This window comes from Wolbachia endosymbiont (group A) of Portevinia maculata (assembly GCF_964028525.1).
GTDB lineage: Bacteria > Pseudomonadota > Alphaproteobacteria > Rickettsiales > Anaplasmataceae > Wolbachia.
Map to the genome: position 1 here is coordinate 769,025 of NZ_OZ034786.1, position 16,003 is coordinate 785,027.

Below are 16,003 nucleotides of genomic sequence, written 5' to 3' on the forward strand. Positions count from 1 at the left end.
AACATAAAGATCAAAAAAAAACAAGAGAATATAAATATGAATAACCAGTATGATGAAAAGCTTATAAGAAATTTCCTATGATTCCTTTTAAGCGAGTTTTGAATTTTTGAAATGTCATGACATTGTTGATACGGTTATCAAGAAACGATAAAGTATCCGCAAAATCTTCTGAATAATCATTGATAAAAAAAAGTATCGTACTTAAGTACACTCCAGCTAATATTGCTCTTTTTGTATAGTAGTTAAAATCTGTTGATTGGTCATGAATGCCATACCAAATCGCGCTAATAGTTCTGTATAAAAGTTTACTAGAAAAATATGTATTTTTTGGTGATACGGAGAATGATAAAACATTTTTTAAAAGTTCTCTATAATTCGGTAGCTTAGCGTAGTTTGAAAGGCGTATTTGAATAGCTAATTTTACCCGCTCTCGCACTTTCATATCTTCTAAATTGGAATTTCTTAGTTCAGCTTCCATTGAGCTATTTAAGTCCTCTGCTATGTGCTCCAAAGCGCTATATATTCCATTCTGAAATTTGCAAAAGCTATTAGCTAGATTAAGGTCTGTGCAAATTTTTAATAGGGTTTCATCGCTTATCCCTTCAAATGGAATAACCCTAATTAGCTTATCTATTATTAACTTTATTTCATCTTGTTCCACGCAACATTATACTAAACAGCATGTGTGATTGTACCTGAGATTTTCAAACATTCTACAAAATGCTTCACCACGTTCCTCGAAATTTTTCCATTGATCAAAAGAAGCACACGCGGGAGAAAGTAATATAGTTACTTCTTCTGCGCTATTTAAGGCCTCTTCAAAAGCCAATCTGAATGCATCTTCTAGATTGCAACATCTAACATAATCTACTTTATTCTCCATAGTGTTTGCAAAGGCTTCGGTTGATTCTCCAATAAGAAAAGCTTTTCTAATCCTCGTGAAATGCTTGCTTAATGATTCTATTCCACCTTTTTTGCTTCTTCCACCAACGATCCAATTTATGTTTTCATAAGATAAGATCGCCTTTTCGCTCGACTTTGCATTAGTTGCTTTGCTATCGTTCACGAAAAACACATTTCTTATTTTGCCAAGCAGTTCATTCCTATGCCTCAGTCCTGAAAAGGACTTGATTCCATTGATAATAGTGTTGCTATCTACTCCAAGTAGCTTACATACGGCATATGCGGCTGCTATGTTTTCTGCGTTGGATATTAGGTTTATTTTCACGTCGCTTACTGATAAGCTATGACTCTCTAGTTTTAACGAGATCTTCTGGATCCGAGTAGTCAAGCACTGGGATGACAAAAGAAGTGGCTGGAATGACAAAGAGGATGACATCGAAGCTGAGATTGGAATTTTGTTTCCAGTGAATTTGTTGAATATGTCAGCAGTAATCTCATTGTCACATCCTATTACGGCAACCTCACTACCGTTTATCAGTTTTAATTTAGTTGCTATGTAGTTCTCCATACTTCCATGCCTATCTATGTGATCTGGTGTAATATTGAGCAGTGCTGAAATGTCCACGTTAATTTCATTCATCAACTCCAATTGAAAAGAGGAAAATTCAATTACATAAATTTCTGCATCTCTTTCTAGATCCAAAACAGGAACGCCTAAATTTCCACCAATAGCTACTTTTTTCCCTGCAGATTTTAATATGTGCCCTATTAGTGATGTAGTGGTTGATTTACCATTTGTTCCTGTGATGCCTATTACCTTCTGGTTCGTAGTTTTAGCTTCAAGAAATAGCTCAATGTCTGATTTTATTTTGCAATCAAATCTCCTTGCAAGTTTTACTATCCAATGTGGCTCTGTTGGCACTCCAGGGCTTAAAACCAATGCACTGATCTCATGCCAATTGTATTCCTTGGGATGAATAAAATTACATTTTTTATACATCATTTTTGCATTTGCTATTTGCTCTTCATGATCATCCCATGCATATATTCTTGCACCACTCTTTATTAGAGCGTTAATGGCGGATAAACCAGTTTTACCAAGACCAAAAACCGCGACGTTTTGATTTTTGTATTTGTTTAGTTGCACTGCTAGATAACTTATGCGAACCATTTTATAAAGATATCGTACAAACTACAACAGACTTCTTGCATAGGTCACAACTGTCATTCAGTAGAAACGAAAAAACTTCCTTGACAAACTCCGCCAGCCCCCTTATTGTAGTATTAAGGGTATTTATGACTCAAAACTTGTTTTTGATCCGCGCGGGCTCAACAACAAAATTCAGTAAAAAAACTCAGGTATTTATTGGCGGATTACATAAAATTATAGCGGCTGCATGTCTTTTAAATTTTTTCTACATTCAGCCAAATCGCGCTTAAACTAAGCGTCAGCACATTATTACAGCGCCACTTACAGTAATATAGAGTCAAAACTCGCTACTCGGGGCTTCTTTTGCCTTTTTTTCGTTTGGTAAATTTCTTAAATATTTATAGCTAAACGACAACCGTCATCCCGCTACGTGTTAGCGGGATCTGGAGATACCGCGGCGGTATGACGGTCTGCGGCGGTATGACGGTTCGTGGTGACATGACGATAACCTCGTCATCCCGCTGCTTGTTAGCGGGATCTATGTGAGATACCGTGAATAAATCACGGTATGACGGTTAAGTAATTCGTCATCCCGCTACTTGTTAGCGGGATCTAGAGATACCGCGGCGGTATGACGGTCTGCGGCGGTATGACGGTTCGCGGCGGCATGACGATAACCTCGTCATCCTGCTGCGTGTTAGCGGATGAGATACCGTGAATAAATCACGGTATGACGGTTCGTGGCGGTATGACGTAGAAGCTATACTTTTATACTCACCAACTCAGTATCCAATCTGGATCCAAGTAGTCAGCTACTTGAATGACAAGAAAGGGGTACTTGGATGACAAAAAATAGGCACTGGAATTGCAAAGAGTTTGCAAATATTAGTTATTACCTGTAGAATACAGAGAAATTAGTAAGGATTTTAATAGGAATAATATGCCATCTGTTACTTTTGTTTTACCTGATGGGAGTAAGAAAAGCTATGAAGCTGCAGAGGGAGAAACTCTGCTTAATTTAGCCCACAGAAGTGATCCAGATCTGCTTGAAGGTGCATGTGAAGGCTCTCTTGCTTGTTCTACATGCCACGTGATTGTTGATCCAGAATTTTATGATGCTGTAGAAACGCATAATCCCATATCTGATGAGGAAAACGATATGTTAGATCTAGCCTTCGGCTTAACAGAGACATCAAGACTTGGGTGCCAAATAAAAATCACAAAAGATATCGACGGTTTGTGTGTAACCATACCAAGGGGTACAAGAAATATATCATTGGATAAACAGGGGAATAATTAGCTATGCGTAAGATTTTTATCTATATTATCATCTCTTTACTTTTGTTTATTCCTGTAGCGTATGGTGGTTTTTGGTATTTTTCTGCATGTAAGGTAAAAAATCTTTTAGCTGAAGCAATACTATACATTAACGACGAAAAGTTTGATATTTCACATGATTTCAGTGGACTTCCTTCTAACCTAATTTTCCGTGTGACAAACCCAAAATTTTCCAATAAGCAATTAACCATCTCATCTGATGCTTTATTGATAAAAAATAGATTGTTTGATAAATCAGTATATATCTACATACCAAGCAATGAAGTCAACATTGTTGTTCATGGTGATGAGAAAAAGAATATAAAATGCCACACAAACGATAGCAGCCACTTTGTTGTTAGACTAAATGATTTACCATCTTCATTGCGATTCAACAGAAATAGTACCGTGATAGACTATATAGATACACTTCGTTACGCAGATTATGGATTAAAATGTGATGTTTCAGAAAATCAGCAAAGTGTTATAACTGAAGTGAATGATAAAAGCAATTACATTCAATTTCACCTCGATAAAGAACCAAGTGGAAATACTAAACTAGGATTTGATTTTTATACTTATCGGTATAAAAATACTGCAAGTCCTGAAAGTTACCTTAGTATCGACACTAAATTTGATTACGAATTTGTAAACCACATCTCAGCTTCCAGAGTTAATTTCAACATAGAGAAATTTTTAATTCAAAGTAATAATTTTTCTCTTGCTGCAGATGGTGGAATGCAAAATTATAATTTGGTTACGTCTTCATTTAAAGACAAAATCAACGTGGCTATATCAAATTATAAAGAATTAATCTCGTTTATGATTGGTGACTCAAAAACTTCAGATGCGTTTGAAAAATTAATGTCTTCCTTATCAGAAAAAACAACTGATGACAGCGTTCAATTTTCAATAAAGTACGATGATGATGTAGGGTCAAGCTTTATTGGAAAGTTATCCACCACTGATTTTATGAACCAACTCAGTAAAATAACCCAATTAACCAAGGATGAGAGCAGTAGTTAGTTTACTTTTCATATTGATATTTCACTCAGGCGTAAACGCTTTTACTCTGGATAATAAACTCAGAGATAAAAGCATGGAAAAACGAGCAACCAGTTTATTTGAAATAATAAGGTGTCCAATATGTTCTGGCGAATCATTGTCTGAATCTGGATCTCAGATTGCGTATGATATGCGAGAAGCAATTCGTAAAAAAATCAATGATGGATACACAGATGAAGAGATAATCTCAGAGTTAAAAAATTCTTACGGCAATTCAATTATAACTACCCCACCTAGCACTTACATTTTGTGGTTTATTCCACTCACAACTCTGCTTATTGGGTGTTTTTTAATACGAAAGTATATCAGTATGTCCAGTATATTTAAACCTTTTATGTAATGTAACCGTTCACAGATTTCCACTTAATTCTTCAATCTCACTAATAGAAAGGCCAGTAAACTTGACAATAGTGTTGACATCAACATTATTAGCCAGCATTGCTTTTGCGACTTCAATTTTTCCTTTCTCTATACCTTTTTCTATACCTTTCTCTTCAGCAAGATCAAGTCTGTATTTAAGAATGGCTTCTTCTTTGCGTAGATCCATTATTCTTTCTTCGTAAGCTACTAAATCTTTTTCGTTCCAACGAAACTTATCTAACTCATCATATGCTAGCTTTATTATTGGTGCCTTTTCTGCAATTTTCTTTAGATCTTCATCTGTCGTTTCTTCAGCATATTTAAAGAAAAATAGCCAACGATCTACTATGCTTTCTAGCTGTTCTACTTTGCTTTTTGTAAATTTAGGTAACTCAATAAAGACAAATTGAAAATCTTTTAAGTAATGGCCGTTGGTTTTTATATCACGTATATTATGAGTAGAGATATAACCAACTTCTTCAGGAAGTAAGTTACAATTGGAAATAGCAATAAAGAAGACTTTCTTTAAATCAATGTAGTTGCCAGATTTATCTAATTGTCTTGAGTAAGCCTTAGCAGCATATAGTTGAGCGCGTTTCTCAAAACCTTTATCACGAGCCAGTTGCATCTCAATCACAAACCTATTACCAATAGAATCCTTGCAGAGAACATCAACAATACTTTGTTTATCAGAGGCAATTTCGGGATCCATGATAGTACTTAAGAATTCTACTTCTTGTATTGCACTTGCCTCAGCAAATCCTAAAATATCGTTCAAAAAGTGAATAAGGATATTCTTATTTTTTTCCGTTCCAAAGATTTTTTTGAAACACAAATCATTGCGAGGATCGAGAAATTTTGAAAGAGCCATAATGCTTGGAAAATATTAATAATTATACACTATTATTAACAATTATTCAACTATATTTTTGAAGATAGCTAGTTTCTGTATTTACTTTAAATTGAAGAAAGCTCAAATGAAAGATCGTGTTTTTCACAGAATGCAGTCTGGTTACTATATAATTTTTTGATTTTCACTTTTTTTTTAACCTTGCAATGATATTTTCTTTGCCGATAAAAATTAATAATTTAGCGAGCTCTGGTCCTGTTTCTGTTCCTGTTAAAGCTGAACGCAACTGCATAAATAAGTCTTTTGCCTTTATATCCACTGTCTGTCGAATAGCTTTTACCCACTCTGATAATGTGTTTTCGTTACAATCGCCTTGAGGCAATGCATTGAACGCAATTTTTATAAGCTCCTTATCAAGAATCACAGGCTCTATATCAGATTTGCATATTTTCCACCACTTGGCCACCTCAGAAAACCTTTCTATATTGTTCCTTATAAAATACCAAAACTCTGAGGAGCCCACTCCAATTTGATTTAAACGTTCTTGTACAATTTCAAATGACATTTGTTGCAGCACTTTGCTATTTAGCTTGTATACTTCACTCAAGCTGAATTGTACAGATGCTGAGCTAAATTTTTTAATGTCAAATGAGTCAATCAAAGATTGCATACAGGCGCAAGCTTCAATTGGATTGGATGTTCCGAGCTTCACTAAATAACTAACTAGCGCCATTGGTTCAGTCTCATCTTCTCTTATGGACTTGATATCCAGCCCGCCTTTCCGTTTCGATATCTTGCTATCATCAAAATGTAGTAGAGAAAGGTGAGCAAATATAGGAATTTTCGCTTTTAATGCTTTAATCATTTGGATCTGAACTGCGGTATTAGTTACATGATCTTCCCCACGTACAACATGGGTTACATTAAAGTCAACGTCATCAATAACAGAAGGTAGCATGTATGTATAAATTCCATCTTCTCTTTTTACCACAGGATCGCTGATGTGACTTGTTGCAATATTTATTTCACCTTTAACTTCATCATTCCATTTAACAACTTCATTTCTATCCAATTTAAACCTGAAATGTGGTCTTCTTCCTTCTTGCTCATAATGAATTTTCTCTTGCTCAGTTAGAAGTAACGCGCTTCTGTCATATACCGGGGGAAGTCCTTGTTTTAACTGCAATTTTCGTTTAATGTCTAACTCTTCTCTTGTTTCATAGCATGCATAAACATGCCCTTCTTTTATTAACTGCAAAAACACCTCATTGTAACGCTCAAAGCGCTCTGATTGCTTAAAACTTGCATCCCAATCTATGCCAATCCATTTTAGGTCTTCTATGATATTATTTATATATTTGACATCTGAACGCTGAAGGTCAGTATCATCAAAACGGAGTAGAAATTTTCCATTTTGATTACGTGTGTACATCCAACAAACCAAAGCAGTCCGTACGTTTCCTACGTGGAGATAGCCAGTTGGGCTTGGAGCGAATCTTGTTAGCATTTAAATAGCAATATTGTAAAATAATAACTTATTTACTCTAATTTATTTTAATTTTATATAAATATACGGCTAAAGCAAGTGAGATCTGCTAATACAATTGAGCAAGAGAAGAATAAGTATGGCTATAGCATTGTGGCACCTTTGATATTTGATGGATTAAGACCATATGATAAATTCAAGAAAATTCACAACTTGACGACAAAGGCTAATGTAGCATCATATTGATATCATGACTAACTTAGAAAAGATGAGAGAAAAACTGCAAGATCAAATAAATTATCATAATGTTTTGTATCACCAAAAAAATAAGCCAGAAATAAGTGATGCTGAATATGATGAACTGAAGAAAAAGTTAGCTGAAATAGAGGCACAATTTCCAGAAATTTATGCAACACAAGATAGTGTTGGTGCTCCACCTGATGAGAGGTTTTCTAAGGTGGAACATCAAGAACCTATGCTTTCTCTTGAGAATGCTTATGATGAACAAGATGTAGAGAAATTTTTGTCTAAAATAAAGAGGTTTTTAATTGAGGACAAAATAGAGATATTATGTGAGCCAAAAATTGATGGGTTGTCGTTTTCTGCAATTTATGAGGATGGGAGATTTGTTAAAGCTGCAACTCGAGGTGACGGTTTTTTAGGGGAAGATGTCACTCACAATGTTGCAACAATAAAAGGCTTTCCTAAGTTTTTGCAAGGCGTGCAAGGAAGACTAGAAGTAAGAGGTGAAATATACATCAGTAACAGCGACTTTTTAAAGTTAAATGAAAACGATGAATTTGCCAATCCTCGAAATGCAGCTGCTGGTTCTCTAAAGCAATTGGATGCAAACATTACAGCAAGTAGACCACTTAGATATTTTGCTTATTCTTTGATTGGTGGAGCAGAGAAAAGTCAAAGTGAAATACTAAATAAGCTTGAGGCACTTGGTTTTTGCGTAAATGAGCATCAGTCCTTAACGAGTAGTTTGGATGGAATGCTGAAGTTCTATAACGAGGTCTATAATTGTCGCTATAACTTGGATTATGATATTGATGGAATAGTCTATAAAGTAAATGATTTGGTACTACAAAATCGTCTAGGGAATACTCACAAAGCACCGCGCTCAGCACTTGCATACAAGTTTTCTGCGGTTTATGCAAAAACAAAGTTAAATAAGATATTTATACAGGTGGGCAGAACAGGGGTTTTAACTCCAGTTGCAGATTTAGTGCCAGTCAATATTGGTGGGGTGCTAGTTAGTAGAGCAAGTCTGCATAACCAAGATGAGATAAAACGTAAAGACATAAGAGAGGGAGATATTGTAACAATCAAAAGGGCAGGAGATGTAATTCCCCAGATCGTTGAAGTAAGCAGAGATTCTCGTCTTCCAAATACACCTGAATTTGTGTTTCCTGGAGTATGCCCTGAATGTGGTAGTAAAGTACGTCAGGTTGAGGGAGAGGCGGCAGTAAGATGTCCTGAGGAATTTGCCTGTAAAGCTCAAATAATAGAAAAACTAAAGCATTTTGTATCGAAAGATGCATTTGACATTGTTGGCCTTGGTGATAAGCAGATAGAGTTTTTTTACGACCTTGATCTGATAAAACAAATCCATGATATTTTTACTTTAGAAGAAAAATTGGATGAATTTAATCTGGAAGGACAGTCTGGCTGGGGCGAGAAATCTATAGCTAATTTGTTAAATTCTATACAAAGCAGAAGGGTAATAACTCTAGATAGGTTTATATTTTCTTTAGGTATTAGATTTATTGGCCAAGTTGCAGCAGAATTGCTTGCAGATTATTATGTTTCTTATGATAATTGGTATAATTCGATGATTGAACTGTCATCAGATAATACTGAGCTAGTCGGTATAGACGGCATAGGAAAAAAAGGGGCTGAATCTTTGGAATCATTTTTTTCTAAGGAACATAACATCAAAATGTTAAATGATCTTACTGCTTGTCTTCAAATTCTTCCTGTGAACTCCAACTCTAGTGACTCTGTTTTAAATAATAAAATTATAGTGTTTACTGGTAAGCTACTTGCTATGAGTAGAGGAGAGGCAAAAGTAAGAGCCAAAACTCTAGGAGCAAAGGTCAGCTCACATCTTTCTGCTAAAACTGACTACCTAATTGCAGGAGAAAAACCAGGATCCAAATATAAAAAGGCAGTGGAATTAGGTGTAGAAATTTTAGATGAAGACCAGTGGCATAAAGTGATAAGTTTGGGAGTGTTCAAATAACATTTGGATTGTATATTAAATCAAAGTTGCAAGACTATAATGAGCAAGCTGTTAATTGGATTGATTGGATTACCACAAAAAAACTCCTTTCTTTCTCTCCATTTTTTCTGGGTAAGGTCATGGTGCTGGTACAGGTCCTATAGCTGACCCAAGCAACACGTCATACCGCGATTTATTCGCAGTATCTCAGCATAGATTCCGCTAACAAGTAGCGGAATGACGAATTTTTGTTTTTCAAATTATCGGTAAACCTAAGTCACTTTAGCTATAGCTATCTTCAAAAATATGGTTGAATAATTGTTAATAATAGTGTATAATTATTAATATTTTCAAGCATTTTTGCCATGGCTCTTTCAAAATTTCTCGATCCTCGCAATGATTTGTGTTTCAAAAAAATCTTTGGAACGGAAAAAAATAAGAATATCCTGATCCACTTTTTGAACGATATTTTAGGGTTTACTGAGATAAATGCAATACAAGAAGTTGAGTTTCTTAGCACTATTATGGATCCCGAAGTTGCCTCTGATAAACAAAGTATTGTTGATGTTCTCTGCAAGGATTCTCATGGAAATAGATATATAGCAGAAATGCAGCTCGCTAGAGACAAGGGCTTCGAAAAACGCGCTCAATTATATGCCGCTAAAGCCTACTCAAGACAATTAGATAAATCTGGCAACTACATTGATTTAAAGAAAGTCTTCTTTATTGCTATTTCCAATTGTAACTTACTTCCTGAAGAAGTTGGTTATATCTCTACTCATAATATACGTGATATAAAAACCAACGGCCATTACTTAAAAGATTTTCAATTTTTCTTTATTGAGTTACCTAAATTTACAAAAAGCAAAGTAGAACAGCTAGAAAGCATAGTAGATCGTTGGCTATTTTTCTTTAAATATGCTGAAGAAACGACAGATGAAGATCTAAAGAAAATTGCAGAAAAAGCGCCAATAATAAAGCTAGCATATGATGAATTAGACAAGTTTCGTTGGAACGAAAAAGATTTAGTAGCTTACGAAGAAAGAATAATGGATCTACGGAAAGAAGAAGCCATTCTTGAATACAGACTTGATCTTGCTGAAGAGAAAGGTATACAAAAAGGTATAGAGAAAGGAAAAATTGAAGGGAAAATTGAAGGGAAAATTGAAGTCGCAAAAGCAATGCTGGCTAATAATGTTGATGTCAACACTATTGTCAAGTTTACAGGCCTTTCTATTAGTGAGATTGAAGAATTAAGTGGAAATCTGTGAACGGTTACGGATTGATTGGATTACCACAAAAAAACTCCTTTCTTTCTCTCCATTTTTTCTGGGTAAGGTCATGGTGCTGGTACAGGTCCTATAGCTGACCCAAGCAACACGTCATACCGCGATTCATTCGCGGTATCTCGGCATAGATTCCACTAACTAGTAGCGGAATGACGAATTTGTCGTTTTTCAAATCGTCGGTAAACCTAAAAAAGTTTGCATCATATGCAGCAATAGCCATAGGGTCTGTAGGGCTTATAGCTAGTATCACAGCTCTTAAATATTATCCTAGTTTACCGCCTTTGATCGCAGGGGGGATGATTGGCTCTATGCTCCCGCTAGTTGCGTGTACGCTTGTTGGCATTTTATTGCTTATAGATAGAAGCTCTCTCGATAAAATATACGGTAATATATATGACCAAAAAAAGATAAATGAAAAAGCTGAATTGTTTGATAAATTGAGTAAGTGTGTTTTACCTCTTATAGCAGGGGCTGTTGTTTCTTTTGGAGTTGGAGCAGGTTTAGCTGCCCTTGGCCTTGAATCGCCCCTAGCTATAGCCGTCTTAGCTGCAGTAGCATGCAAAGTTATTATGTCACTTTTTAGTGCAATAACTGAACGCTCTTCTTCTCCACCAACACCACCAGGTAGCTCGGTTGACAGCGGTGTGAAAGTTAATGGTGCTAGTGCAGATTGTGTTCCTAGCCCTAGTCATTAGTCAGTTCTTTCCATCCAAGAATCATTTTATTGGCTTGCCTCAATTTTTCAACAGAAGGCAAGTCTTCTGTGCTGAGTGGTAGGCGGACAGTTTGATGTTCTATAAGACCAATATCATGCAAAAGTGCTTTAGTGGGTATTGGGTTGCTGGCAATAAATAGAGCTTTGCAAGCTTGTTGCCAGATATCTGTTGAACTTTTCATGTCATTTCCTGTCATTTGAGGAGTTGTTTTTTTTCTAGTTACGTGCTGGAATGACAGTAGGCATTGCTTAACATATTCATGTGCTACATGTGGCCAAACATTGGAAGCAACGGAAACCAGACCAGCCGCACCATAAGCGGCCATATCGGATATCATATTATCATCTCCGTAAAAGACCTCAATATTTGGAGCAACTTTCTTATACTGAGCTAAAGTATCAACGGTGCCACTTGAATCTTTGATAGCCCAAAATTTTTCGTGGCTGGATAAGTTGCGTACAGTTTCAGCGTGAAGACTCACTCCTGCTCTCGATGGAATATTGTAAAACATAGCCGGCACATGTGCTTTCTCAAGCAGCTTTTCAAACCATAAAGTCTGCCCCATAATTCCGGGCTTTGCATAAATGGGAGTTGTCATTAGATAGCCATGAATAGGCATACCCTTGCAAAAATCAAGCCATTCAAGAGTTTGATATAGATTCACTCCTGGTACACCAATTATAATTTTCGTATTTAATTTTAGCTTACATACAAATTCAACTAATGTACGCTTTTCAGAATCAGTAAGCGATAGGCCTTCACCTGTGCTACCCAGTAACACTACGCCATTTTCAGCTTCAGCTTGTATTGTAAGTAAACGCTGCAAACTGCGGTAATCTATGTCATCCCCATTGCAATTAAAAGGAGTAACACAAGCAGTCCATAAAAATATAAATTTCAATTTAAATTGTTAAAATGGTATTTCATCGTCGATTAGTTCATCTTTTATATCGTTGTCAAAACTTTCGTGCTTATTTTTTTGTTCTGTTTCATTTTGCTTGTATTCACTTGGCTTGTAATCGGAATTTGGTCGCGAATCCAAGAGAGTAAGAGCGCTATTAAAATTATATAGAACCACCTCTGTTGTGTATCTTTCACTACCGTTTTGGTCAGTCCATTTTCTAGTTCTCAAAGAACCTTCAACATAAACTTTACTGCCTTTGCGTGCAAAATCTTTGACGATTTTTACTAATCCTTCACTAAAAATTACAATATTATGCCATTCTGTCTTTTCAGAGCGCATACCGGAAAGTTTGTCAGTCCAACTTTCAGACGTGGCTATTGAAAAACTTGCCATCTCTTTTCCATTTTGTGTAGTCCTAATTTCAGGATCTTTTCCTAAATTACCAACTAATATGACTTTGTTTATGGTACCACCAGACATAATTATGCTCTAAATAAATCCCTTTATTATCTTATGTGAAAGTACTATTGTCAAATTTAATTAAAAGTGCGCTTGGAGGGATTCGAACCCACGGCCTTTGCCTCCGGAGGGTAACGCTCTATCCAACTGAGCTACAAGCGCATATATAGCTACCCACCCGCGGTATCTATGTTGAGATCCCGCTAACGAGCAGCGGGATGACGGTTTTTCAAATTGTCGGTAAACCTAAGTCACTTTGGCTATATACTAAATTATTTAATAGATAAGCTATCCAAGTCAAATTTTTGTTTTGGATAAAGCGTAAACATAACACTCCCATGTCCAAGATATACATTTTGAGAATCATTCGCATGCTTTTTTATTGCTTTTTGATCTACGGCCCATACAAAAGTCACACAATTTTCAGTGACTGAGTGCACCTTTAAGTCCTTAGTATTTATAAACAGCTTTCCATTTACCCATATTTTCCATGTATCGGAAGAAAGATATAAAATTGAGTCTAAACTCACTACCTTACAGTTGAAATTATCTGATACCTCCTCTTTTGCAGCTCTTGAAGACCGTAAATTGAACTTTTCCATTTCATTGACCATTCTATTAACTGGCTCTTCATCAAAAAAAATGCTTTTTACGTTACTATATTGTGACAAAACGTCAAAGTCACTTTCCACTGCTTCTCTTATTATATCGTCCCGATCTGTATAGCTTAGTTTTTGATTGTTAATAAAGAAACACTCTTTTGCACGCAAATTTGCTATATCAATAAAATCATCGATTTCTTGATTGCCAACTTTAAGAATACTTTCAAAATATCTTTTTTCTATCATCATTCCATACTGAGAATGATGACAAACCATTTCATCATCACCTTGTTTTTCTATATATACGCATAAATTTCCACTATTTAATCCTAATATTTTATGCTCAATAAAATCTTCATTGCCAATATATTGTCGGCAAGAATACTCCTTACAAATTTCTATGCTTTCTATGATATCTTCACAACTGCAATATGCATTAACATTGGAAATGAGTAGCGTAAAAATAAAAAACAGCTTTATGTTCATCACCTTATCTACTTAATATAGTATACCAATCAAAGACTATATTAACTCTCACTATCTCTATCATATTACCATTCAAAATTTGATTCATAGTTGCAGCATCAATATTTCTCTGCTTGTTTAAAATAAGAGATTTGATCATAACATAACCGGGCAGATTTGGAATAGACTGTAGAAATAAAAAAATATGCTTATCGCTGATTGAACTTAAATTTAGGACCACTTCACTTTTTATTACTTTTGTGCGTTCACTTTTGTTGTGGAGCTCAACTTCTTCGGGTATAGAAATTGATATTTCAGGTTCTAATATATAGTACTTTTTATATAACCTGCTAAGCTCGAAATTTAAATTTGCAATGTATCTGCTACTGTGTAAATTTGAAGAAGAAATTTTTTTCCATAAATCTAGGTTTTTATTTAGAACAACTTCCTTTTTTTGAATTCCAGTAATCTGTAAATTAATAGAACGTATTTTATCAATCGCAATTTGGTTTTTATTATAAACCTTTTCGTTATAGATAACAACATATGTTAATAACCCTATTAATCCAACAGATAATAACAAACACGATATAAACTGAATTGTAGCTTTTCTTTTTAATTGAGAGATAGTCATTAATCTACATTGCCTCTCCTATTTCAACATCAATAGATAGATTTTGCCCTTTAGCAGCAGGTAAGTTAGAAATATTAATGTCATAGGTACGAAAATTATCGTTTAAATTTTTTCGTAGTTTCTCGTATTGATAGGAAATATTTTTACCGGATCGAAAATTAAACCTTAAAGTTGTGGTAATATAACTTTTTGCCTCATTATAATTCCATTCAAATGATCGAAGCTCTATACCTGGTACTTTTAACTTTTCTACATACTTAACTTGTGTAAGAGGAGAGTATTCTATTTTTGATAAAATATTATTGATATTAATAAAATCATAAATTTCATCTATTTTTTTTACATTATAGCTTTGGCTAAGTTTTGTTAATTGGTTATTTAAGGTGCTCTGCTTTGCGGATAAATTATCAGCGACACTGAAGTTTGAATACAAATTTAGCAAACAAAGGGCGTTAATTACGACTAAAACCAAAGCGAAGTATAGAAAAATTTGAGGAGAGTTTAAATAAAGATAATTGAATAGATAAAATTCTTTAGTTTCCTTTGTATTAAAAATAGCTGCTAATTTATTCTTAAAGCTGTGAAACAAAATTATGGTATCGCAAAAGTTATCTTTTTCACTTATAGCTAGTTCTGCTCCTAATAGTTTGCCTAACTCATATGGAGTTAATATGTTCACACTGTTCTCTGAAAAATTTATGACTGATAAACTAGCTTTAATATCTTCTGACACTATGATGCAAAGGTCGATAGGGTTATTTTTTTCAAACCCAAACTTAGTTAAGGATCGAATAGTATCTTGCACTTCCTGATATATTCCACCAGCAATAATTCCTGGTAAATTATCATTAGTAAATGGTACTAAACGCGTAAATATCATTTTATTCTCTTTAAGAACCACTTGTCTATAGCCTCCCGTTTTAGTTGCAGCAACTATAATTTTCCAATTATTAGGATCTTTATGTAGAATCTTTTTTGTTATATTACTTATTTCTATAGGAAACATTAATATTCCCTTAAAGTTGGAGCCTATCTCAATAAACACATTCAACCAATATTCTACTAAATGCTTTGCTTTTGATGAAACAAGAAGATAGCACCAGTTTTGATTGAATTTGTTTGGCTTCTCAACCAAAAAAACTGAACTTATGTCATTATTACGAGAAAAATGCTCCATCTTTGTTTTTGCTGATAGATAGGCACTAATCTTGTTTGCCCTTGTAATAAACTGTAGCGAGTAATTTTGATCTGCATGATTAAGCACCAGGTATAAAGGTGCTTTTTTGTCTGATGAAAGACATGAAATTAAATCGGAAACTGCTTTATCGTTTTTGCCCTTAACAAAATACCTTTTATTTAAAGTATTATTTTTAAAATATAGTAACATTATGCCTTCTTCTCCAATAGAAAGCATAAACTTACTTTTGGATTTTAAACTAAACATATTAACAAAGCATATACTTATCTAGAATTAAAAAGGCAATTTATTGAAATTCATTAAACGTTAGAGGGAAATATTGTTATAAATTTTCGCAGCAACATTATTTATATTATAATTTTTTTATAAAATCACTAC

General features: G+C 34.6%; 16 protein-coding genes and 1 tRNA gene. 7 read left to right on the plus strand and 10 right to left on the minus strand.

From position 1 onward, the window contains the following. Positions 1 to 61: 61 nt before the first annotated feature. Positions 62 to 661, minus strand: a complete 600-nt coding sequence (locus tag ABWU36_RS03850; RefSeq protein WP_264329272.1) for a COQ9 family protein — start codon at positions 659 to 661, stop codon at positions 62 to 64. A gap of 6 nt (positions 662 to 667) precedes the next feature. Beyond that, positions 668 to 2,074 (minus strand): UDP-N-acetylmuramoyl-L-alanine--D-glutamate ligase, encoded by a 1,407-nt coding sequence (gene murD, locus ABWU36_RS03855; RefSeq protein WP_265016666.1) that lies wholly within the window; start codon positions 2,072 to 2,074, stop codon positions 668 to 670. A gap of 919 nt (positions 2,075 to 2,993) precedes the next feature. On the opposite strand from murD, the gene ABWU36_RS03860 reads away from it, so the two are divergent. The 3 genes from ABWU36_RS03860 to ABWU36_RS03870 are packed head-to-tail and all read left to right on the plus strand — an operon-like array spanning position 2,994 to position 4,775. Further along, positions 2,994 to 3,353: a ferredoxin family 2Fe-2S iron-sulfur cluster binding protein gene (locus tag ABWU36_RS03860; protein WP_064125547.1), complete on the plus strand. Its 360-nt coding sequence runs from the start codon at positions 2,994 to 2,996 to the stop codon at positions 3,351 to 3,353. A gap of 2 nt (positions 3,354 to 3,355) precedes the next feature. Continuing rightward, positions 3,356 to 4,396 carry a hypothetical protein gene (locus ABWU36_RS03865; RefSeq protein WP_264687927.1) on the plus strand — a complete coding sequence of 347 codons (1,041 nt, stop codon included), beginning with the start codon at positions 3,356 to 3,358 and terminating at the stop codon, positions 4,394 to 4,396. Further along, positions 4,380 to 4,775: a cytochrome c-type biogenesis protein CcmH gene (locus ABWU36_RS03870; protein ID WP_264735675.1), complete on the plus strand. Its 396-nt coding sequence runs from the start codon at positions 4,380 to 4,382 to the stop codon at positions 4,773 to 4,775. Before ABWU36_RS03865 ends, ABWU36_RS03870 begins: the two co-directional genes overlap by 17 nt. A gap of 9 nt (positions 4,776 to 4,784) precedes the next feature. Here ABWU36_RS03870 and ABWU36_RS03875 read toward each other — a convergent pair whose 3' ends face one another. Both ABWU36_RS03875 and gltX read right to left on the minus strand, forming a co-directional pair. Then, positions 4,785 to 5,666, minus strand: coding sequence for an Rpn family recombination-promoting nuclease/putative transposase (locus ABWU36_RS03875; protein WP_353273025.1), 882 nt, complete (start codon positions 5,664 to 5,666; stop codon positions 4,785 to 4,787). 163 nt (positions 5,667 to 5,829) lie between these two features. Next, on the minus strand, positions 5,830 to 7,152 hold the full coding sequence (gene gltX / locus ABWU36_RS03880; RefSeq protein ID WP_264687925.1) for a glutamate--tRNA ligase: 1,323 nt from the start codon (positions 7,150 to 7,152) through the stop codon (positions 5,830 to 5,832). 78 nt (positions 7,153 to 7,230) lie between these two features. Here gltX and ABWU36_RS03885 point away from each other — a divergent pair, with 78 nt between their 5' ends. From ABWU36_RS03885 to ABWU36_RS03900, 4 genes are all read left to right on the plus strand, one after another. Next, positions 7,231 to 7,377, plus strand: a complete 147-nt coding sequence (locus tag ABWU36_RS03885; protein WP_264687924.1) for a hypothetical protein — start codon at positions 7,231 to 7,233, stop codon at positions 7,375 to 7,377. Between the two features lie 4 nt (positions 7,378 to 7,381). Next, positions 7,382 to 9,379, plus strand: coding sequence for an NAD-dependent DNA ligase LigA (gene ligA, locus ABWU36_RS03890; RefSeq protein ID WP_253309199.1), 1,998 nt, complete (start codon positions 7,382 to 7,384; stop codon positions 9,377 to 9,379). Positions 9,380 to 9,723: 344 nt separating this feature from the next. Beyond that, positions 9,724 to 10,629, plus strand: coding sequence for an Rpn family recombination-promoting nuclease/putative transposase (locus ABWU36_RS03895; RefSeq protein ID WP_353273026.1), 906 nt, complete (start codon positions 9,724 to 9,726; stop codon positions 10,627 to 10,629). 167 nt (positions 10,630 to 10,796) lie between these two features. Continuing rightward, positions 10,797 to 11,342 (plus strand): hypothetical protein, encoded by a 546-nt coding sequence (locus tag ABWU36_RS03900; RefSeq protein ID WP_353273027.1) that lies wholly within the window; start codon positions 10,797 to 10,799, stop codon positions 11,340 to 11,342. Here the strand turns inward: ABWU36_RS03900 and dapA are convergent. From dapA to ABWU36_RS03930, 6 genes are all read right to left on the minus strand, one after another. After that, complete coding sequence (dapA, locus tag ABWU36_RS03905) at positions 11,332 to 12,264, minus strand: 4-hydroxy-tetrahydrodipicolinate synthase (RefSeq protein WP_253309202.1); 933 nt, start codon at positions 12,262 to 12,264, stop codon at positions 11,332 to 11,334. The genes ABWU36_RS03900 and dapA overlap by 11 nt on opposite strands. A gap of 9 nt (positions 12,265 to 12,273) precedes the next feature. Further along, a complete protein-coding gene (ssb, locus tag ABWU36_RS03910; protein ID WP_096616007.1) occupies positions 12,274 to 12,747 on the minus strand; it encodes a single-stranded DNA-binding protein in 474 nt (157 codons plus the stop codon). A gap of 67 nt (positions 12,748 to 12,814) precedes the next feature. Continuing rightward, a tRNA-Arg gene (locus ABWU36_RS03915) sits at positions 12,815 to 12,888 on the minus strand. Between the two features lie 110 nt (positions 12,889 to 12,998). Further along, positions 12,999 to 13,814 carry a hypothetical protein gene (locus ABWU36_RS03920; protein WP_253309204.1) on the minus strand — a complete coding sequence of 272 codons (816 nt, stop codon included), beginning with the start codon at positions 13,812 to 13,814 and terminating at the stop codon, positions 12,999 to 13,001. A 4-nt stretch (positions 13,815 to 13,818) separates the two neighbouring features. Then, entirely contained in the window at positions 13,819 to 14,427 is a 609-nt protein-coding gene (locus tag ABWU36_RS03925) for a hypothetical protein (RefSeq protein ID WP_253309205.1), read from the minus strand. A 4-nt stretch (positions 14,428 to 14,431) separates the two neighbouring features. Next, positions 14,432 to 15,871, minus strand: coding sequence for a hypothetical protein (locus tag ABWU36_RS03930; RefSeq protein ID WP_353273028.1), 1,440 nt, complete (start codon positions 15,869 to 15,871; stop codon positions 14,432 to 14,434). Positions 15,872 to 16,003: the final 132 nt, after the last annotated feature.